This window comes from Uliginosibacterium sp. H1 (genome assembly GCF_036017065.1).
Classification (GTDB): Bacteria; Pseudomonadota; Gammaproteobacteria; order Burkholderiales; family Rhodocyclaceae; genus Uliginosibacterium.
In genome coordinates this window covers 418,725-438,437 of the sequence record NZ_JAYXHR010000003.1, presented here as the reverse complement: position 1 = coordinate 438,437, position 19,713 = coordinate 418,725, and the positions used below count along the sequence as shown (strand labels likewise).

The 19,713-nt window shown below is 67.1% G+C and carries 21 protein-coding genes; 7 read left to right on the top strand and 14 right to left on the bottom strand.

The annotated features are described in order from the left end of the window. Positions 1 to 58: 58 nt before the first annotated feature. A complete protein-coding gene (locus VVD47_RS18615; protein WP_327605015.1) occupies positions 59 to 511 on the bottom strand; it encodes a hypothetical protein in 453 nt (150 codons plus the stop codon). 24 nt (positions 512 to 535) lie between these two features. Here VVD47_RS18615 and VVD47_RS18610 point away from each other — a divergent pair, with 24 nt between their 5' ends. The 5 genes from VVD47_RS18610 to VVD47_RS18590 all read left to right on the top strand — a co-directional run bounded on the left by VVD47_RS18610 (position 536) and on the right by VVD47_RS18590 (position 4,143). After that, complete coding sequence (locus VVD47_RS18610; protein WP_327605014.1) at positions 536 to 1,495, top strand: acyl-CoA dehydrogenase; 960 nt, start codon at positions 536 to 538, stop codon at positions 1,493 to 1,495. Then, positions 1,483 to 2,214 (top strand): PIG-L deacetylase family protein, encoded by a 732-nt coding sequence (locus VVD47_RS18605; protein WP_327605013.1) that lies wholly within the window; start codon positions 1,483 to 1,485, stop codon positions 2,212 to 2,214. The genes VVD47_RS18610 and VVD47_RS18605 overlap by 13 nt, the downstream gene beginning before the upstream one ends. Continuing rightward, positions 2,211 to 2,882 (top strand): class I SAM-dependent methyltransferase, encoded by a 672-nt coding sequence (locus tag VVD47_RS18600; protein ID WP_327605012.1) that lies wholly within the window; start codon positions 2,211 to 2,213, stop codon positions 2,880 to 2,882. The genes VVD47_RS18605 and VVD47_RS18600 overlap by 4 nt, the downstream gene beginning before the upstream one ends. Next, positions 2,837 to 3,571, top strand: coding sequence for a glycosyltransferase (locus tag VVD47_RS18595; protein ID WP_327605011.1), 735 nt, complete (start codon positions 2,837 to 2,839; stop codon positions 3,569 to 3,571). Before VVD47_RS18600 ends, VVD47_RS18595 begins: the two co-directional genes overlap by 46 nt. A gap of 71 nt (positions 3,572 to 3,642) precedes the next feature. Further along, the gene (locus VVD47_RS18590) at positions 3,643 to 4,143 is read left to right on the top strand and encodes a CinA family protein (RefSeq protein ID WP_327605010.1); all 501 of its coding nucleotides are present in this window, start codon (positions 3,643 to 3,645) and stop codon (positions 4,141 to 4,143) included. Positions 4,144 to 4,303: 160 nt separating this feature from the next. Here the strand turns inward: VVD47_RS18590 and VVD47_RS18585 are convergent, their stop codons facing one another. From VVD47_RS18585 to VVD47_RS18570, 4 genes are all read right to left on the bottom strand, one after another. Next, positions 4,304 to 4,822, bottom strand: coding sequence for a YciE/YciF ferroxidase family protein (locus VVD47_RS18585; protein WP_327605009.1), 519 nt, complete (start codon positions 4,820 to 4,822; stop codon positions 4,304 to 4,306). A 171-nt stretch (positions 4,823 to 4,993) separates the two neighbouring features. Next, on the bottom strand, positions 4,994 to 5,788 hold the full coding sequence (locus tag VVD47_RS18580; RefSeq protein WP_327605008.1) for a hypothetical protein: 795 nt from the start codon (positions 5,786 to 5,788) through the stop codon (positions 4,994 to 4,996). A 304-nt stretch (positions 5,789 to 6,092) separates the two neighbouring features. After that, complete coding sequence (locus tag VVD47_RS18575) at positions 6,093 to 7,082, bottom strand: TerC family protein (protein WP_327605007.1); 990 nt, start codon at positions 7,080 to 7,082, stop codon at positions 6,093 to 6,095. 90 nt (positions 7,083 to 7,172) lie between these two features. After that, a complete protein-coding gene (locus VVD47_RS18570; protein WP_327605006.1) occupies positions 7,173 to 7,583 on the bottom strand; it encodes a hypothetical protein in 411 nt (136 codons plus the stop codon). 111 nt (positions 7,584 to 7,694) lie between these two features. On the opposite strand from VVD47_RS18570, the gene VVD47_RS18565 reads away from it, so the two are divergent. Then, the gene (locus VVD47_RS18565; RefSeq protein WP_327605005.1) at positions 7,695 to 8,576 is read left to right on the top strand and encodes a LysR family transcriptional regulator; all 882 of its coding nucleotides are present in this window, start codon (positions 7,695 to 7,697) and stop codon (positions 8,574 to 8,576) included. 12 nt (positions 8,577 to 8,588) lie between these two features. Here the strand turns inward: VVD47_RS18565 and VVD47_RS18560 are convergent, their stop codons facing one another. The 9 genes from VVD47_RS18560 to VVD47_RS18520 all read right to left on the bottom strand — a co-directional run bounded on the left by VVD47_RS18560 (position 8,589) and on the right by VVD47_RS18520 (position 18,476). After that, positions 8,589 to 9,551, bottom strand: a complete 963-nt coding sequence (locus VVD47_RS18560) for a PDR/VanB family oxidoreductase (protein ID WP_327605004.1) — start codon at positions 9,549 to 9,551, stop codon at positions 8,589 to 8,591. Beyond that, positions 9,551 to 10,978: an amidohydrolase family protein gene (locus tag VVD47_RS18555; protein WP_327605003.1), complete on the bottom strand. Its 1,428-nt coding sequence runs from the start codon at positions 10,976 to 10,978 to the stop codon at positions 9,551 to 9,553. The genes VVD47_RS18560 and VVD47_RS18555 overlap by 1 nt, the downstream gene beginning before the upstream one ends. Before the next feature lie 280 nt (positions 10,979 to 11,258). After that, positions 11,259 to 12,053: an ABC transporter permease gene (locus VVD47_RS18550; protein WP_327605002.1), complete on the bottom strand. Its 795-nt coding sequence runs from the start codon at positions 12,051 to 12,053 to the stop codon at positions 11,259 to 11,261. An 11-nt stretch (positions 12,054 to 12,064) separates the two neighbouring features. Continuing rightward, a complete protein-coding gene (locus VVD47_RS18545) occupies positions 12,065 to 12,907 on the bottom strand; it encodes an ABC transporter ATP-binding protein (RefSeq protein ID WP_327605001.1) in 843 nt (280 codons plus the stop codon). Between the two features lie 76 nt (positions 12,908 to 12,983). Then, a complete protein-coding gene (locus VVD47_RS18540; RefSeq protein WP_327605000.1) occupies positions 12,984 to 14,024 on the bottom strand; it encodes an aromatic ring-hydroxylating dioxygenase subunit alpha in 1,041 nt (346 codons plus the stop codon). A gap of 201 nt (positions 14,025 to 14,225) precedes the next feature. Then, positions 14,226 to 15,248 carry an aromatic ring-hydroxylating dioxygenase subunit alpha gene (locus tag VVD47_RS18535; protein WP_327604999.1) on the bottom strand — a complete coding sequence of 341 codons (1,023 nt, stop codon included), beginning with the start codon at positions 15,246 to 15,248 and terminating at the stop codon, positions 14,226 to 14,228. 56 nt (positions 15,249 to 15,304) lie between these two features. Then, entirely contained in the window at positions 15,305 to 16,315 is a 1,011-nt protein-coding gene (locus tag VVD47_RS18530; RefSeq protein WP_327604998.1) for an ABC transporter substrate-binding protein, read from the bottom strand. A gap of 400 nt (positions 16,316 to 16,715) precedes the next feature. Beyond that, positions 16,716 to 17,732: an ABC transporter substrate-binding protein gene (locus VVD47_RS18525; RefSeq protein ID WP_327604997.1), complete on the bottom strand. Its 1,017-nt coding sequence runs from the start codon at positions 17,730 to 17,732 to the stop codon at positions 16,716 to 16,718. Between the two features lie 585 nt (positions 17,733 to 18,317). Then, positions 18,318 to 18,476 (bottom strand): DUF3309 family protein, encoded by a 159-nt coding sequence (locus VVD47_RS18520; RefSeq protein WP_327604996.1) that lies wholly within the window; start codon positions 18,474 to 18,476, stop codon positions 18,318 to 18,320. A 399-nt stretch (positions 18,477 to 18,875) separates the two neighbouring features. Between VVD47_RS18520 and VVD47_RS18515 the strand changes: the two genes are divergently transcribed. Continuing rightward, a complete protein-coding gene (locus VVD47_RS18515; RefSeq protein WP_327604995.1) occupies positions 18,876 to 19,712 on the top strand; it encodes a phosphatase PAP2 family protein in 837 nt (278 codons plus the stop codon). Position 19,713: the final 1 nt, after the last annotated feature.

The window sequence follows — 19,713 nt, the reverse complement described above, 5'->3', positions numbered from 1 at the left end:
GGCGGTGCGCGGACGAGTTGCGATCCGTCCGCGCGCTGCCCTCTGCCACCCTGCCCTGTCAGAGAAAACTGACTTCACAACCCGCGCTCATCCGAGTTGCGGCAAGCCGGCTTCCGATGACCATGTAAGCCATGGCAAGGGCATGGCGTGAGACGGTTTCAGACGGTCCGGCCAGACATCCTGCCTGGCCCGTCGAACGAACCGGATATCGCTCATGCCAACCCTGCTCCGGCCCCCCGTGGTGAATGACTTCGAGCGCGCGCGTGTGGCGGCCACCCAGGGTGCTGCCCACGGTGCATCCCGGCTTCTGCGCGATCGCGTCCTGCCCGGCGCCTCCACCGCCGAGGCGCATGCGGTGCCGATCAGGCAGCATCTGGCAGAACGCCTGACCGAGGCGCAGCAAGACACACCCGCGGCCTCCGACCTTTACCCTCAGACCCACGCTCACGTTGATGCCGACGCAGACGCACACGAGTTGTATCGCCGTGTCGACGCAGCCTTGCAACAGCACCGGCCAGGCTCCGATCTCCGTGGCATGGCAAGCAGCCTTCGGGCACTGCTCGTCGCAGGCCTCGGCAGGCTGCCGCTGCCCGGCAGCGGCCAGACGCTGCAACGCTGGCGGGCCCTGATCAAGGTCGGCTCGGTCGACCTCGCGCTCCTGAAGCTCTACGAAGCCCACACCGACGCCCACGCCATCCTGGCGGAACTGGGCGGCGCCGTTGCCATGCGCGACGGCGAGCTGTGGGGCGTGTGGTGCGCCGAGCCACCCGATGGCCGGGTGAACATGATCCGCCACGCCGACGGCATGGTCAGCCTGCACGGCACCAAGCGCTGGTGCTCCGGCGCCGGCATCGTCGACCAGGGGCTGGTCAGCGCCTGGAACGAAGCCGGCGAACAATGCCTGGTGGCCGTGCCGATGCACCAGCCCGGCGTGCGCGTGAACCACGACGGCTGGAATGCCGTCGGCATGGTGGCGACGCAGACCAGCAACATCCACTTCTCCGGCGCACTCGGCACCCAAGTCGGCGCACCCGCTGCCTATGTCGAACGGCCCGGCTTCTGGCAGGGCGGCGCCGGCATCGCGGCCTGCTGGTTCGGCGGCGCAAGCGGCATCGCCCAGGCGCTGCTGCATTCCGCCAGACTGGACGTGCATGGCCTGGCCAGGCTGGGCCAGTGCGAGGTGGCGCTGCACGCCGCCGCCGCACTGTTGCGCGAAGCCGCGGCCGCCATCGACGCCGACCCGCATGGCGACGCCCGCCACGTAGCCCTGCGCGCCCGCCTCGGCGTCGAAACCGCGGCCAGCGCCGTCATCGCCCACGCCAGCCTTGCGCTCGGCTCCGCCCCGCTGTGCAACGACTCCCGTGTCGCGCGGCTGGTGGCGGACCTGCCCATCTATCTTCGCCAGAGCCACGGCGACCGCGACTTCGCCGCGCTGGGCACGCAACTGCGCGACACCTCCGCCGACCCGGAAAAGGAGCCACCATGGATGCCGTAAGCACCCGCCCGGAACGCCTCTCCGTCGAGGAGGCCGCCCTCTACGACCTGCCCGTGGTGACCCACGAGGCGCTGATTCCATCCGGCAGCCGTGCCGTGGTGGTGGCCCCCCATCCCGACGACGAGGTGCTCGGTGCCGGCGGCCTGCTGGCGCAGTTCTGCGCACAAGGTTGCAAGGCGCTGTTGATCGCCGTCACCGACGGCACGGCCAGCCACCCGGGCTCGGCACTGTGGCCGGTGGGCCGGCTGGCGCTGATACGCCCTGCCGAAACCGCCTATGCGCTGAGCCTGCTGGGCGTGAATGCGGAAGTCGTCCGCCTGGGCCTGCCGGACGGTGCCATCGCCGCGCATGCCGACGTGCTGCGGCAGTGCCTGCACGAGCACCTGCGCGAGGGCGACGTGGTCATCACCACCTGGCGCGAAGATCGCCACGCCGACCACCAGGCGGTTGGCGAAGTCTGCGCGGAGGTCGCCGCGGCCCACGAGGTGCGCCTGCTGGAGACGCCGATCTGGAGCTGGGACTGGCTGACGGCCGACGATGCCAAGCGCGAGCGCGCGGTCCGCCTGCCGCTGCCGATGCCGGTGCGCATCCGCAAGCTGCGCGCCATCCACGCATTCGACAGCCAGATCCAGCCGGACGAGAGCACCGGCAAGCCGCCGATCCTGCACCCGGATGCCCTGGTGCCGCTGCTGCGCGCGGAGGAGATCTTCTTCACATGAAATCCCCTGCCCAGCCCCCTTCCCCCGCCCGGCCATCCGACTTTGCGCCGCCCCCGGCCGAGCTGATGGCGGATGCGCGGCAGTCGCACTTCGACACGCTCTATCGCGAACAGGGCGACCCTTGGCAGGTACGCAGCCAGTGGTACGAACAGCGCAAGCGCGACCTGCTGCTGGCGATGCTGCCGCGCGCCCGCTACCGCAATGCCTTCGAACCCGGTTGCGGCATCGGTGAGCTGAGCGCGGAGCTGGCCACCCGCAGCGACCGCGTGCTGATCAGCGACTTCTCGCCCAGCGCACGGGCGACCTGCCGCGAGCGGCTTGCCGACTATCCCAACGTCACCGTCGCCGACCACGAGCTGCCCCACGACTGGCCGCGCGAACATGGCCCGTTCGATCTCATCGTGTTCAGCGAGCTGCTGTACTACTTCGACGACGCCGATGCCCGGCACGTGCACCAGCAATGCCTGGCCTCGCTCGCGCCGGATGGTCATGTCGTCGCCTGCCACTGGCGCCAGCCTTTCGACGACCGCCAGCAGACTTCGGAATCGGTGCACGCGCTGTTCGACGAGGCGCCGCTGCGCCGCCTGTCACGCTACGAAGAAGCCGACCTGCTGATCGAGACATGGGCACGCAACTATGCCGACCCGGCCAGCGAGGTGCCGCGATGATCGGCGTGGTGGTGCCCGCGCACAACGAGGAGGCCCTGCTGCCGCGCGCCCTCGCTGCGCTGAAGCTGGCCGCGCAGCACCCGGCGCTTGACGCGGAGCCGGTGGCAATCGTCGTCGTTGCCGACAGTTGCTGCGATCAATCGGCAGCCATCGCGCGCGAGCGTGGCGTGGAAGTCATCGAGACCGGCATGCGCAACGTGGGCGCCAGCCGCGCCCTCGGCGCCGCCGCACTGATCGCACGTGGCGCACGCTGGCTGGCATTCACCGACGCGGACAGCAAGGTGCATCCGGACTGGCTGGCCGCCCAGCTCGCGCTGGAAGCGGATGCCGTATGCGGTCCGGTCAGCGTGGAGGACTGGTCCGCACACGGCGCACTGTCGGATGCCCTGCGCCTGCACTTCCTGGAGCGCTACCTCCACGCGGATGGACACCGGCACATCCATGCCGCCAACCTCGGCGTCAGCGCCGCCGCCTACCTCGCCGCCGGTGGCTTCCTGCCCCTGGCATGCAGCGAGGACGTGGCGCTGGTCGAAGCCCTGCAGCGCAACGGCGCCCGCATCGCCTGGAGCGCCGCACCACGCGTGGTCACCAGCGCGCGTACCGACGCGCGGGCCCGTGGCGGTTTCGGTGACACCCTGCTGGCCTACCGCGACTGGCTGAGTGGCCCAGCGGTGGCGAAGGCAAGTTGAGTTTGATGTCCGCAATCGCTCCATCGTTCGCCGAAGAACACGGTAGCCCGGAGAGGCGAGGAGAAGACGTCGTGCTCCGTCACGTGGTGGCTTACCTGCGGGCACGACAAGTAACGGTCACATCGGCGGAGTCCTGTACTGCCGGCCTCATTGCAGCGCTGCTGGCAGATGTGGAGGGCGCCGGGGAAGTGCTGGAGTGCGGTTTCGTGGCGTACACGCCGGAAGCCAAGATGCGCTGCCTAGGGGTTCACGCTGCCACTATCGACACCCACGGCCTGACCAGCGAGGCAGTGGCCGCCGAGATGGCGGGCGGCGCTCTGCGTCACAGCCCGGCTGTTCTCGCGATCGCCAACACCGGCGTCGCGGACGGCTCCCAACCGGCCGTACCCGCGGGCACCCAGTGCTTCGCTTGGGCTCTGCGAGCAGACTCCGGCGGAGCCGTCGCCGTAACCTCGCAAACCCTGCGCCTCAGTGGCGATCGGCATGAAGTGAGGATAGCCGCCGCGCGCCATGCGCTGAGTGCGCTGCCGCTCATGCACGAGCGCCTGCTCGGCATGCTGGCGTCCTCCTGACACGTGTGACGCACCATCGCCAGTCGGTTGGCACCGATGCCGGATGCAGCCCCAAGAAGCAAGACACAAACAAAAGGGAGCACACATGCTCCCTTTTGCTTATATGGCCAGCGCCCGCCAACCAGCGCATAGGCTGCCGGCTTGGTGAGGCCGTGTGTGCTCAGGCCGCCTTGCTTTGGGTCGGCGAACTGCGCTGCGCCGCCTGGTTGGCACCGCCCAGCGCCAGTTCGGTGAGCTTCTTGTCGGCGGCCTTCTCTTCGTCCAGCGTCGCCTTCAGCAGGCCTTCGATCTTGTCGTAGCCCAGCTGGCGAGCCAGGGCCAGCAAGGTGCCGTAGCCGGCGATCTCGTAGTGCTCCACGCGCTGGGCAGCTGCAATCAACGCGGCATCGCGCACGGCGCCCTTCTCGATCTCCTCGATCACTTCCTTGCTTTCCTCGACCAGGCCTTCCATGGCCGCGCACTTGATGCGCTTCAGCTTCACGCCGGACGCCTCGACCACCTGGTCGATGCGCTCGACCTGGCCATGGGTCTCTTCCAGGTGCGATTCGAAGGCCGCAACCAGTTGTGCGTTGGTGGCCGCGCGAGCCATGCGCGGCAGCGCTTTGGTCAGCTGCTTTTCGGCGCTGTAGATGTCGGACAGTTCGTGGACGAACAGCTCTTCCAGGGTCTTGATGGACATGGTGATCTCCTTCGATGCGTGGGGTCGTTGGCGACAGCGCGCGATTGCACCGCTGTCGTGTCCACGATCATAGGAATCACACCTGTCGGCCGTTATCGGTCGATGCTGCGTACCGATGTAGGAAGTGACGCACAGGCTGCAAGGCAGCGTGCACGCCTTCCTGCCTCCGGCTCAAATCGCGTCGGCGCCCGCCGTACGCCGGCGTCGCTGCCATGCCAGCGTGCCCACCCCGGCCATCGCCAGCGCAGCACTGCCCGGCAGCGGCACGCCGGTAGGCGGCTCCTGCGGATCGCGCGCCACCGCGTCCAGCGACAGGCTTGCGCCGAGGAAGGAGAAGTTGCCGACCAGCGCATCGATCGTGAAGCCCAGCAGGCCGTCGCTGGCCAGGTCGGCGAGCGAGCTTGCATCCAGGATCATATCGAGCGAGAACGCGCCATCGTTCAGGCGGCTCTCGTGGGTGATGCGCTGGTACAACGGCCACGGGCCGTCGCACACGTATGCGCCCGTGCCGAACATGTCGACGCAACGCGGCAGGGTGACCGGCACGAAGCCGCATCCGAAGGCACCACACACCGTGCTGCCCACCGGCTGCTCGAAACCCGGCGTGTAGACCTCGCGATAGGCCGATGACGCACTGCCCGTCTGCGAGCCGACGGTCACCCCGGCGGTTTCGAGCGGATCGACCGACACCCGGTAGATGTCCTGGATCAGGATGTACTGCGGCGAGCAGATGCTGCCGTTGCACACGTCATTGACGCGCCGGCTGGTCGTTCCGCCATCCTGGTCCGTATCGACGCGGGTATCGAAGTTGTCGGCAAAGCGGAAGGACAGCGTCGCGTTCGACAGGCTGGCCGAAGTACCCAGCCCCGCCGCCGACAAGGCAGGATTGATGTCGAAGGAACCGGACAGGCTGCCGCCGGTGCTCACCAGACCGACCGGCAAGCCACTGCCGATCGTCAGTGGCACGGCATGCGCCGGCAAGGTGGAAAGCGTGGCCGACGCGACAAGGGCTGCTGCAAGCAGGCGCCCGCCGGAAAACACAGTGTCTCGCTGCTGCATACATCCCCCGGTTCCAGATCATGTTCAGGTGTCGGGCCGCCGCCGAAGCGCGACCCGGACCTGCCACGGATACTGGCCGCACACAAGCAGACGGACCAGTGCCTAAAGTCACGACAGTGGCCCGAGCGCGAATTGCGTCACGGTATGGGGACTATCCGGTAGCACGTATGCGCTGCCACGGGTGGGACCCGCAGCAACGCCTCGTCGCAGATCAGGAGTTGACCGTCGCCGCCTCGCCCCGCGTCTTCCACAGCGACACCAGCACGCCGCCGGCAATCAGGCCGAAGGTCACCGACAGCGACACCACGGCGGGAATCTTGCCGATGATGCCGACCAGGAAGATCTTGCTGCCGATGAACACCAGTACCAGGGCCAGCGCGTACTTGAGGTACTTGAAGCGATGGATCATCGCGGCGAGTGCGAAGTACAGCGCACGCAGGCCGAGGATCGCGAAGATGTTGCTGGTGTAGACGATGAAGGGGTCGGTGGTGATCGCGAAGATCGCCGGCACGGAGTCCACCGCGAAGATCAGGTCGACGAACTCCACCAGCATCAGCGCCAGCAGCAGCGGCGTGGCGAAGCGCTCCACCTTGCCGGTGGCCGGATCGGCCTCCTTCACCCAGAACGCGCTGCCACGCAGGCCGTCGGTCACCCGCATGTGGCGCTTGAGGAACTTCAGCAGCGGGTTGGTCGCGATATCGGGCGTGTGGTCGGCGATGACCCACATCTTGATTCCGGTGAAGACCAGGAAGGCACCGAAGAGATACAGCACCCAGCTGAACTGGCTGACCAGGGTGGCGCCCAGGCCGATCATCAGCGCGCGCAGCACGATCACCCCGAGGATGCCCCAGAACAACACGCGGTGCTGGGACTGCCGGGGGATCGCGAAGAAGCTGAAGATCAGCGCAATGACGAACACGTTGTCCATCGACAGCGACTTCTCGATCATGAAGCCGGTGTAGTAGTCCATGCCGCTCTGCGCACCGAGGTACCACCACACCCAGGCACCGAACAGCACGGCTGCGGTGATGTAACCGGCGGACAGCAGCAGGCTTTCGCGCACGCCGATTTCGCGCTCGTCCCTGTGCAGGACGCCGAGGTCGAAGGCCAGCAGCGAGACGACGATGCCGATGAAGCACAGCCATATCCACACGGCGGTGCCGAGGAAGTCGGCGAAGAGAAAGGGGGCAAGGGTTTCCATGTTGGTTCTTGTAGTGGGTAGTCAGTAGGAAGCGGTAAAGAGACGCTGCGGAGGCGACCGCAGCAGGTTCAACGAATCGACGACGGCGACTTACACCGCGTAGGGCCGCGGCAGTCGTGCATGCGCACGGCGACGGCGCAACCACACGGCGATCAGCATGTGGGCGGCAATGCCGAGGGCGACCAGCAGCAGGCTGCCGAGGGCCCAGGCGCCCCAAACCAGCAGGCTGAGTCCATCCGCCAGGGCCGGCGCGAACTGCAACAGGCCCTGCACGAGCTGCATCAGCGCAGCGGCCATCGACGACAGCCATTGCGCGGGCTCGGCACCCAGCCACGGGGCCAACCAGGCCGGAAGCTCGCTGCCGGCTGCGCCCGGAACCTGTGTTCCCAGGCTGCCGGCATGGGCAAGCGTCCAGCCCAGGATCGCGTCAGCCGCCCAGGCGGCCACCGACCACAAGGCCAGCAGCACGCCGATGACGGCCCAGCTGATGAGGTAGAGCATCGTTGCGCCTCCACGGGCGATGGAAAGGCCGCGAGTATCACGATGGACAGCTTTCGGATAAACCAGCTTAAATCTCACTCTTACTTCGTTTTTTCCGAAGCGGGAGAACACATGCTGAATTACCGGCACCTTCACTACTTCTGGGTCGTCGCCAAGGAAGGCGGCTTCGCACGGGCCGCCGAGCGCCTGGACATGGCGGTGCAGACCGTCAGCGCGCAGGTGCGCGAGCTGGAGAAATCGCTGGGCCACCAGTTGCTGAAACCCGCCGGGCGCGGCGTCACGCTGACCGAGGCGGGCCAGGCGGCGTTCGCGCGTGCGGAGGAGATCTTCCAGCTCGGCCAGTGCCTGCCCGACGAAGTGCGCCAGGCCGCCACCGGCAAGGTGGCACGGCTGGCGGTCGGCCTGTCGGACGGCATCTCCAAGCTGGCCGCCCACGCCCTGCTGGAGCCGGTGCTGGGCACTGCACAGCTACGGCTGGTCTGTCACGACGGCGAGTTCGAACAATTGCTGACCGAACTCGCGCTGCATCACCTCGACGTTGTGCTGGCGGGCCAGCCCGCCCCGCGCAACCCCAATCTGCGCCTGGGCAGCGAACGGCTGGCGGAGTCGTCGGTGGAGTGGTACGGCCCCGCCGCGCTGGTCAGCAAGGCGCAGCGCGACCGCTTCCCGCAATCGCTGGAAGACCTGCCGGTGCTGCTGCCCACCGGGCACTCCGCGCTGCGTACCTCGCTGGACCGGTGGTTCGACGCGCAGTCGCTACGGCCGCGCATCGTCGGCGAGTTCGAGGACAGCGCCTTGATGGCGGTGTTCGCTGCACGCGGCCTCGGCGTCTTCCCGGTCAGCCAGCTCGGCGCGGGTGACGTCGGCCTGCTGCGCGGCCTGCGCCTGCTCGGCCGCAGCGACGACGTGAAGGAGGAAATCCACGCCATCCGCTCGCGCCGCGGCCTGCATCATCCGCTGGTGCAGCGGATCGTCACCGCCGCCCAGGGCTGACCCAGCCGGGGTTCAGCGGTCCAGCACCAGCAAGCGGCTGCTGCAGCGGGACACACAGGGCAGGATCATCTTGCCGCCGGCACGCTCGGCGGCCGACAGGTAGTCGTCGTGGTGCTCGGGGCTGCCGTCGATCACGTCGCTGAGACAGGCGCCGCACACGCCCTGCTCGCAGGAGGTCGGGATGTCGAGGCCGTTGGCACGCGCGGCGCCGATGATGGTCTCGTCGGCCGGCACGTCGAACTCACTGCCGCAGCGCGCGAAGCGCACGCGGAAGGTGCAGGCCGCGCCGGTCGCAGCGGGTGGTGCCACTGACGGCGCTGCCGGCGCAGCGCCGAAGCGCTCGCTGCGCAGTCGCGTCTCCGCCACGCCCGCGTCCTTCAGGGCTGCCTCGACGGCTGCCATGAAGGGCTCGGGGCCGCAGACGTAGTAGGTCGTGTGCGCGTCGCCCGCGTGTGCGGAAACGATGTCCGCCAGTGCCGAGGCCGTCGCCACGGCATCCAGGCCTGCATGCAGCTGCCCCTGCTCGCCGATCTCCGCGGAAAAGGCTGCATGCGTCGCCCCGCGCACGAAGTAGTGCAAGGCGGCGTCAGCACCGCGTGTGCGCAGTGCGTGCAGCATGGACAGCAGCGGCGTGATGCCGATGCCACCGGCGAGCAGCACATGACGGCGTGCGCCTTCGTCCAGCGCGAAGGCATTGCGCGGTGCGTCGATGGCGATGCGCTGGCCCACCTGCAACTGGTGCATCGCCTGCGAGCCGCCGCGCGAGGCCGGTTCCAGCTTCACGGCAATGCGGTAACAGTCGCTGTCCTGCGCGCGGTTGCACAGGGAGTAGGCGCGCTTCGTACTGCCGTTGACGGAAACCTGGACGTGCGCACCGGGCTGCCAAGGGGCGAGCGTGGCGCCATCGGCCGGCACGAGTTCGAAGCTGCGGATACCTTCCGCCTCGATGCGGATGCCGCGGATGATCATGTCCATCACACCACCTCCGCGCGCGCCATCAGCGTCTTCACGGCGTGACGCGCGGCGTGCGCCAGCTCACCCATGTCGACGCCGGGCAGCGCGCCGTCGCGCACGATGACGCGCCCGCCCACCAGCAGCGCCCGCAGGTGCGCAGCACCGCCGCTGGCCACCGGGCCGATGGCCGGGTCGTGCAGGCCGAAGTAGCGCGGGTCGCGGTCCAGCGCGTAGATGGCGATGTCGGCAGCCTTGCCGACCTCCAGCGTGCCGACATCGTCGAGGCCGAGGATGCGTGCGCCGCCGGCACTGCCCCAGCGCACCACGTCTTCCACGGTGGCGGCATCCGCGCCCTGCTCGCCGGCGCCGCCGCGATACAGCGCGGTGGAACGTTCGCCGAACTTCGCGCGCTGCATCAGCCAGGCCGCATGCACTTCGGAAATCATGTCGGCGGCCTCGTTCGACGCAGCCCCATCGACGCCGATGGACACCGGCGCGCCGGCCGCTTCCAGCGCGCGCACCGGGGCGATGCCGCTGGCCAGTCGTCCGTTGCTCTGCGGGCAGTGCGCGATGCCGGTGCCGGTGGCGCCGAGCAGCGCGATCTCGTCCTCGTCCAGATGCACGAGGTGGGCGAACCACACGTCACTGCCCAGCCAGTCGATGCTCTCGCAGAAGCGCACCGGCGAGGCCTTGAACTTGTCCTGCGTGGCGTCCTGGTAGCTCACCGTCTCCGACAGGTGCGAGTGCAGACGCAGGCCCATGCCGCGCGCGACAGCCGCCACTTCGCGCAACTCGTCCGGCCGCATCGAGTGCGGCGGCGTGGTGGGCGCGACGACGACGCGGCGCATCGCGTCGGGTGCGGCATCGTGATAGCGGTTGGCGAGGCGCTCGACGTCGGCGAGGTAGACGTCCAGCGTCTCCGGCCGCAGCGCCTGCGGCAAATCCGCTTCCAGCTGGCGCGTGATGGTGGCGCCACCGCGGCACAGCGCGAAGCGCAGGCCCAGTGCTTCGGCTTCCTCGAACAGGATGTCGCCGCCGTCGAAGTTCATGCCGGGGTAGTACAGGTAGTGATGGTCCGCCACCGTGCCGCAACCGGACAGCGCCAGCTCGACCAGACCGATGCGCGCCGCGAGGCGGAAAGTCTCCGCGTCGAAGGCCGAGCGGTAGCGGTACGGCGTTTTGCCCAGCCAAGGCGTCAGCGTCGCGTTGATGCCCAGCGGATCGCCCTTCAGCAGCGACTGGAACAGGTGGTGATGGGTATTCACCCAGGCCGGGTAGATGACGCAATCGCTGGCGTCGATGATGGACTCGCCACGCTGCGGCGTGAGCGCACCGATGGCGGTGATGCGGCCGTCGGCAATGCGGATGTCCGGCCCGGCGGTGCGCGCCGCCTCACCGGACAGGCCGGTGAGGATGGCTGTGGCATTGGTGATGAGCAGGGTGTTCATGGTGTGTGTCTTTCGTTCATGCGACCGGCCCCTCACGTACCGTCATTTCCGCGCCCCTCGACTGGCTCGGGGAACGTTCGGGAATCCAGTGTCGCTCAAGCGGAAAGTCGCTGGGCTCCTGCCTTCGCAGGAGCGACGGTTCGGTAGGGCATGACGGTTGCAGGAGGCAGTAGGTTGGGTTGAGCAACGCGAAGCCCAACACATGGCGCCACGATCATTCATGCACGACCGTTTTGTGTTGGGCTTCGCTGCGCTCAACCCAACCTACCCCTGATCCAGCCTATGCGAGTTCGCTCTCATGCCAATGCGACAGCGACAGCTTCGCGAGCCAGGCCATCAGCAGGAACAGCGCGATGCCGGTCAGCGAGATCAGCACCAGCGCGGCGAACAGGCGCGGGATGTTGATCTGGAAGCCGGCCTGCAATATCTCGTAGGCCAGCCCTGCCCCGGTGCCGCCGGTGCCGGCGACGAACTCCGCCACCACCGCGCCGATCAGCGCGAGGCCGCTGGAGATGCGCAGGCCGCCGAAGAAGTACGGCAGCGCGCTGGGAATGCGCAGGCGCACCAGCGTCTGCCACCGGGTCGCGCCGTTGAGGCGGAACAGGTTGAGCAGGCCGGGATTCACCGAGCGCAGGCCGAGCACCGTGTTGGAGATGATGGGGAACAGCGCCACCAGCGTCGCGCAGATGACCAGCGCCACCGTCGGGTTCTTGAACCAGATGATGATCAGCGGCGCGATGGCCACCACCGGTGTCACCTGAAGCAGGATCGCATAGGGGAACAGGCTGGCCTCGATGACCTTGCTCTGCACGAACAGGAAGGCCGACACCACGCCCAGCACCACCGCCACGAAGAAGGCGAGGAAGGTGATCTTCAACGTGACGCCCAGCGCGCGCAGCAGGCCGGGGCCGTCGTTCCACAAGGCGGTGATGATGTCGCTGGGCGCGGGCACCAGGTAGACCGGCACCTTGCCCACGGTGCATACGATCTGCCAGGCCAGCAGCAGCAGGATGCCGAAGGCGGTGGGCGCGGCGATCTTCATGGCGCCGGGACGTTTCAGGATGGGAGTCGTCATGCTGGCTCTTCTCAATCGTGGTCGAGCTGGCCACCGCTTGCGGCGAGCAGGCGGGCGGACAGGTCGCGACAGTAGTCGGTGAAGCGCGCGGAGAGGCGGAACTCCTCGTCGCGCACCGGTTCGGCGATCGGCAGGTCGGCGACGATGCGGCCCGGCCGCGCGGCCATCATGATCACGCGGCTGGACAGGTACACCGACTCGTAGATGCTGTGGGTGACGAACACCACCGTCAGCCGGCCCTGCTTCTGCGCCCACAGTGCGCGCAGGTCGGCGTCCAGCTTGTTGCGGGTGAATTCGTCCAGCGCGCCGAAGGGCTCGTCCATCAGCAGCACGTCGGGCTCGGTCGCCAGCGCGCGGGCGATCGACACGCGCATCTGCATGCCACCGGAGAGTTCGCGCGGATAGCTCTTGCCGAACTTGCCCAGGCCCACGCTCTCCAGCGCGCGCTGCACGCGCGTTTCACTCTGGGCCTTGGGCACGCCGGCGAGGTCCAGCGGCAGGCGCACGTTGGTGGCGACGTCGGCCCAGGGCATCAGCGTGGCTTCCTGGAAGACCATCGCGATCTTGAGGCCGGACTTGCCGGGCGCATCCGCACCCGCCCAGCGCAGGTGGCCGTGGGACGGTGCCTCCAGGCCGGCGTACATCTTCAGCAGCGTGCTCTTGCCGCAGCCGGACGGGCCGAGCAGCGAGATGAAATCGCCGCGCTGCACGCGCAAGCTCATCTCGTCGAGCGCGCGGGTGCCGTTGGGATAGGTCTTCTCGATCCTGTTGGCGAACAGGAGGGTGTCGGCGTCCGGCGCTGGACGCTCCACCTCGGCGGGTTCGATCATGGCGGGTTCCGCTTTCATGAGCATGTTCTTTTCTCCTGGAGAGCCTACTCGCGAATCAAGCTTGCGGGCGAGTGGCTCCCGTTGTCGTTCATCGGCGGGTTCAGGCGGACGCGGCAGGCACGTTGCCGCGGTGGATCTCTTCTTCGCCATGCGCATGCAGCAGGTCCAGCAGCTGCTTGCGGATCATCAGGCCGGGCTTGTCCGAGGGCATGTGGAATTCCACGCGGCGGCGGGTATCGATGCAGGCGTCCGGATCGGTCGCCTCCAGAATGTCGCGGTCCTCGGCGGTGATGGCCTCGTCCCAGTCGATCAGCTTCTGCGTGGAGCAGGCTTCCTCGCTGTCGTTGCGGTACAGCCACTGCACCAGGATCATGTTCTCGTCATCAATGGGCGTGGCGCAGTTGTAGATGATGTGGTGAATGCCGCTCTCGGAGTAATGGCAACCGAAGCGCCGGCAGAACGGCAGGTAGTAGCGGTTGATGAGGTGGCGCTCGGTGATCGGCGCGGTGCTGCCGGTGATGGCGAAACTCGCTTCCGGGTTGCGCACCGGCACGCGCGTCTCGGCCTCGAAGCCGTAGTCGGTGTCGCGGAATTCGTAGGGCGACGGCGCGGGCTGGTCGAAGATGCCGAAGTTGGCCTTGTGCACGAAGCTGAAGTGCGAATTGTCGAAGCTGTTCTCCATCATCCGCACCGGGCTGGTCTTCCAGTGCTGGTGGAACTGGAAGATGCGGCGGTAGCCCGGCGCTCCGTCTTCGGGAAATTCCGGGATGTCGCGCAGCGGCTCTTCCAGCGCGACCCACACGTAGCCATAGCGCTCCTTGCAATGCACCGCAGCCACCTTCGCGCCGGGCGGAATCTTCTCGCTGGTGAACTGCGGGATCTTCACGCAGGCGCCGCTGCAGTCGTAGGTCCAGCCGTGGTAGCCGCAGACGATGTTGCCGTTCTCCACATAGCCCTTGGAGAGTTGCGCGGTGCGGTGGCAGCAGCGGTCGTACAGCGCGGCCGGTTGGCCTTCGGCGTTCTTCCAGATGACCAGCTTCTCGCCCAGGAGGGTGAAGGGCTTCGGGCCGTCGTCCAGTTCATCCATGCGCATCAGCGCGTACCAGAAACGGCGCAACACGGGTTGTTGGGTGACCAGCATGTTCTCTACTCCTTGCTCGACGCGAGCCTGCTTTCCGTATGCAAGCTTTGCGCCACCGACCGGCGTGCCAGGAGGGTCGCCTTCGTCGGTTCCGGCGCTCCGGTGAGGGAGCGCCGCAGGTGCTTCGTTCTCGTCGCTCGCGCGACTATCGGACTCGTCGTTCCCGCGCCCTTCGACAGGCTCAGGGACCGGGCCGGAGCGCTACGCCGCCTGCGAGAAAACCTCTTTCTCGCCGTGCTCCTTCAGCAGCGCCAGCAAACGCTTGCGCATGATGATTCCGGGGCGGTCGCTCTTCATGTGCTCTTCCGCAAGACGGCTGACATCCACCGGCGCGTCGGCGTCCACCGATTCCAGGATCACCTTGTCCTCGGCCACCACCTTCACATCCCACTCGTTGAGCAGTGCGGCGGGGCATTGCTCCTCGGTGTCGTTGCGGTACAGCCACTGGATGATCTGGATGCGGCGGTCGTCGATCGGTGTCGCGCAGGTGAAGATCGTGTGGTGGATGCCGCTCGGATACACCAGGCCCAGGCGCCGCATGAAAGGCAGGTGCCACTGGTTCTTGAAGTGGCGCTTGGTGGTCGGCTCGGTGCTGCCGGTGATGCGGTGCGACTGCGGCGGGTTGTTGATGGTGATGATGGTTTCCGCCTCGAAGCCGTAGTCGGTCTCGCGGATGTCGAAGAACTCCGGCTTCGGCTGTTCGAACTGGCCGAAGGTGCCCTTGTGCACGAAGCTGAAGTGCGCCGTGTCGAAGGAGTTCTCCATCAGGCGCAGCGCACCGGTGTTCCACGCTTCGTCGAACTGGTGGATGCGGCGGTACTCGGGATTGCCCTCTTCCGGCGTATCCATGACGGGCACGAGCGGCTCGTCCAGCGCGACCCACACGTAGCCGAATTTCTCCTGGCAGCGATAGGTGTCGATGCGTGCGCCGGGCGGAATCTTCTCGTTGGTGAATTGCGGGATCTTCACGCAGGCGCCGCTGCAGTCGTACTGCCAGCCGTGGTAGCCGCAGACGATGTTGTCGCCTTCCACATAGCCCTTGGACAGCTTCGCGGTGCGGTGGCAGCAGCGGTCGCGCGCGGCGGCCGGCGTGCCGTCGCTCTTCTTCCACAGCACGATGTTCTCGCCCAGCAGCATGAAGGGCTGGGGGCCGGCGTCGAGCTTCGACATCTCCATGACGGCGTACCAGAACTTGCGCAGGACGGGTTGTTGGGTAACGAGCATGCTTTGTTTCTCCGTGTCTGTCGCACCGTCCCCGTGCGGGGACGGTGCGTGCGCCATCAGGGCATCGGCTTCAGGTCTTTGAGGAAGGCAGTGGTGTAGCCCTGCTTCCAGTCCACGTTCGGGCCGAGCTGGCCGGTGGCGACCATGAAGTCGAAGGTCGCCTTCCAGCGCGCCTCGGTCATCACGCCGGGGCCGTACTTCGCGGCGTCGCCGGACATGAAGAAATTCATCTCGCGCATGCGGCGCACGGCGTAGGTCAGCAGCTCGTCTTCCATCTTCGGGTTGTCCTGCTTGATGAGGACGTTGCCGGCGGCCGGATCGGCCAGGTAGCTCTGCCAGCCTTCGATGGTGGCCTTGACGAAGCGCGCCACGACGTCCGGCTTCTCCTTCGTCATCTTCGTCAACGTGACGATGGTGTTGCCGTAGGGCGGGTAGCCTTCGTCGGCGAACAGGAAGAACTTCGTCTTCACGCCGGCCTTGTCGGCGATGAAGGTCTCGGAAGTCGGGTAGCCCTGCTGCGCGACGTTCTTGTCCGCGAAGAAGGGCTGCATGCTGGAGGTGTAGGGGCGCGACTGCTCGTCGGTGAAGCCGTACTTCGACTTCAGCCACGGCCACCAGGTGCTGCGGCCGCTGGTGGCGACGAGGATGGTCTTGCCCTTCAGGTCGGCGAGGCTTTTCACGTCGTCATGCGTGACCATGCCCTGCCCTTCCTTCTGGAAGAGCGCGGCCACCGTCACCATCGGGATGCCCTTCTCGATGCCGGACAGGACCTGGAAGTCCTTGCCCATCATGAAGTCGGCCTGGCCGGCGGCGAGCAGTTGCACCGCGTTCACCTGCGGGCCACCCATCTTGATGGTGACGTCCAGCCCGTGCTTCTTGTAGATGCCCTTGGCGACAGCCTGGTAGTAGCCGCCGTGCTCGGCCTGCGCGTACCAGGACGTGAGGAAGGTGACCTTGTCCTGCGCGAAGGAGGAAACGCTGGCGAAGGCGCTGGCCAGCGCGACGCCGGCGCCGATGGCGAGGCGGGAAAAGGCCGAAGCGGGTTGGGCGAAATATCGTTTTGTCATTGCATGCTCCATGGGGAGGGCGCAGCGCTGCATGCGCGGCGGCCGGCCTCCGTTCAAAGGTTCTTGGTCGGTTGGTCGGCCGGCGCGCCAGGATGGTCGCCTTCGCCGGTACGCGACGGACGCCCCTGCATCCTCCGCACACCTGTCGCACCGGTGGGGTGCGACTTCATGCCACTGCAACTGCACTTCAAACTGCTGTCGGCGGATCGATCACCGGGTGGCCCGGGCCGAGCAAAGCGAAGCCCGGCCTGCGCACTGCGACTTCAATCGTCCTGCCTCATCGCTCCCGTTCACAGCGGGAGTACATCAGGTGAGAGGGCCGCGGAGTCCGGTGGCTTTTCCCTGTTCCACGGAACCGTGCTCCCGCCCTCTCGAACCGGCAGACCTGCCGGTCACGCCATCAGGGCATGACCTTCAGATCCTTCACGAACTGCGTGGTGTAGGCCTTCTTCCACTCGGTCTCCGGCTTCAGCAGGCCGGCCGCCACCATGAACTTGTAGGTCTGTTCCCAACGCGCATCGGTCATCACGCCGGCCCCCATCGTGGCGGCATCGCCACCGTCGAAGACCTTCAGTTCCTTCATGCGCTTCACGCCGAAGGCGATCTGGTCGTCTTCCATCTTGGGGTTGTCCTGCTTGATGAGCGCGTTACCCGGCGCAGGGTTTGCGAGGTAGCTCTTCCAGCCTTCGATGGACGCACGCACGAAACGCGCGACGAGGTCCGGTTTCTCGGCCACCAGCTTCTGCATCGTGACGATGGTGGTGCCGTACGGCGGGTAGCCGTCGTCGGCGAACAGGAAGAACTTCGCGGGCACGTTGTTCTTCGCGGCCTGGAAGGGCTCGGACGACGGATAGGCCTGCTGCACCACGTTCTTGTCGGTGAAGAACGGTTGCAGGTTGAAGGTGTAGGGGCGGATCTGGTCGTTGCCGTAGCCGTACTTGGCCTTCAGCCAGGGCAACCAGGTGGTGTGCGCCGAGGTGGCGGCCAGGATGGTCTTGCTCTTCAGGTCCGCCAGGCTCTTCACGTCGTCGTGGGTCATCATGCCCTGCAGGTCCTTCTGGAAGGACGCGGCCACCGTGACCACCGGCAGTCCCTTCTCCACCGAGTTCAGCGCCTGGATGTCGTAGCCCATGATGAAGTCGGCCTGTCCGCCGGTCAGCAGCTGCATGCCATTGACCTGCGGCCCGCCCATCTTGATGGTGACGTCCAGCCCGTGCTTCTTGTAGATGCCGGCGGCGACCGCCTGGTAGAAGCCGCCGTGTTCGGCCTGCGCATACCACGAGGTCAGGAAGGTGACCTTGTCCTGCGCGGCAGCGCCGAAGGCGGACACGGACAGCAGGGCCGCGCTGGCGAGGCGTAGCAGCGGAGACGCGACGGCGGAGCGGGAATGACGTGAGGGGCGAGCGTGGCGAAGCATGTCGGATCTCCTGGGAACCAGTTTGTGGAGCGTGGGCGAAGCACGCAAAACAATCCGCCTGCGCCTTTCGGCGCAGGACGGCAAAGTGGGGTAACCAACAGGAGACAACCAATGACACGGCAGCAAGCCGCAAACTGAACGAAACAGAAACCGCCGATCCAGCATCGTCATTCCCCCGTTGTGTCCCCAGCAAAGACACAAGCGCTCGGTTGAGCACGCGACGCCAACCAGGACTGGATGACGCCACCGGAGCAATGACCCATGGCGCAAGGGATCACGCCATTGACTGCTTCTACTCCGCTTCTCTTTTAGCAACGCCCATGCCAGCAGTGTGGCCAATCGGAGAAATCTGATGCAGATCAAGCGCCGGCAAGGATTTGCTGCTAGCGGCCTTCATCGCTGGTCTGCGCCGACCAGCTACCCGCACCGGCGGCCGCGCACGCTTACGGGGCACGGCAAGCCGTGGCGCCGCCCCGTAAGCGTGCGAACGCCGCCGTGAACGGAAAAGGCCGGCGCCCCTCGACGGGGACGCCGGCCTTCATGGCGTGCAACGGGCCTCCGCAGCAGGCCTGCTTGCGACAGGCCTTATATGTGGCCGAGCAACAGCAGCACGATCACGACGACCAGCAGCACGCCGGCGATGCCACTGGGGCCGTAGCCCCAGCTGGAGCTGTGCGGCCAGGCGGGAATGGCGCCGATGAGGATCAGGATCAGCACGATCAGCAGGATGGTTCCGAGGGTCATGGTTATTCTCCTTTTTCGGGGGTCTGAGCAGTCGCGTCAGTCGCGTGAATGCCACTGCGTCGCGCGTCCGGTCGTGCACCGGTATCCGTATGCCGGACCCTTGACGCACGCCTTGAAGCAGATTCTTGCCGTTGCGGCCGGCCCCGCCTTGTCGGCACCGTCTGATTACTGCGTCATCCACGCCTGACCGATCCCCTCCCCTGACCCGAAAGTCCAGCCGTGAAATCACCCTGCCCGAACGCGCCCTCACACCTCCGGCGACCTGCCAGGGCGGGCTGTCGCAGCCGGTTTCCGGCAGCCCCCCCGACCGGCACCGCAGCACGCGACCCGGCTTGTAGGACAGCGCTGATTCCGGGTGTGTCCGCATCCAGCATCGTCGCTGCTTGCGATACTGCGCGCATGCCTACGCCCGAAGAACTGGCCCTCCTGCTTGCCCGCCACGCATCGCTGGCGCTCGCCGCCATCGCCTTGACGCTGGCATGCACCGGCGCCGGCCTGTCGCTGATCCTGTCGCGCCATGGCGATGCCCTGCTGCGCGCCCTGCTCGGCGGCTGGTCCTGGCTGGCGCCACGCTGGCGTCTGCCGCCCACGCAGGTCGCGCTGCTGCTGGCACTGGGCTTCGCTTTCGCGCTCGCCACCAGCGCCGCCTTCCTGTCGCTGGCCGACGAGATCAGCGAGCACGAGGAACTGACGCGCTTCGACATCGCCTTGGCCGAGGCGCTGCGCACGCATGCGGAACCCGCGTGGCAACGCTTCTTCGCCACGCTCACGCACCTGGGCGACGTGGAGGTGCTGGTCGGCGTCGGCGTGCTGGTCGGCATCGTGCTGCTGGCGAAGCGCCGCTACCTCGACCTTGCCTGCTGGACCGCTGCCACGCTCGGCAACGGCCTGCTCATCCGCCTGCTGAAGCACTTCTTCCAGCGCGAACGGCCGGCCTTCGAGCATGGTCTCGTCAGCGTCAGCAGCTGGAGCTTCCCCAGCGGCCACGCCTCCGGCTCGCTGGTCGTGTATGGAATGCTCAGCTACCTGCTGCTGCGCGCCCTGCCCGCCGGCGCCCGCGCGCCCCTGCTCGGCGCCGCCTGCATGCTGGTCATGGCCATCGGCTTCTCGCGCATCTACCTGCACGTGCACTTCGCCAGCGACGTGCTGGCCGGCTACGCGTCGGGGCTGACGTGGATGACGATGTGCATCATCGTGTGCGAGGCCACGCGGGCACGCAGCCTGCGGCCGGCCTGAA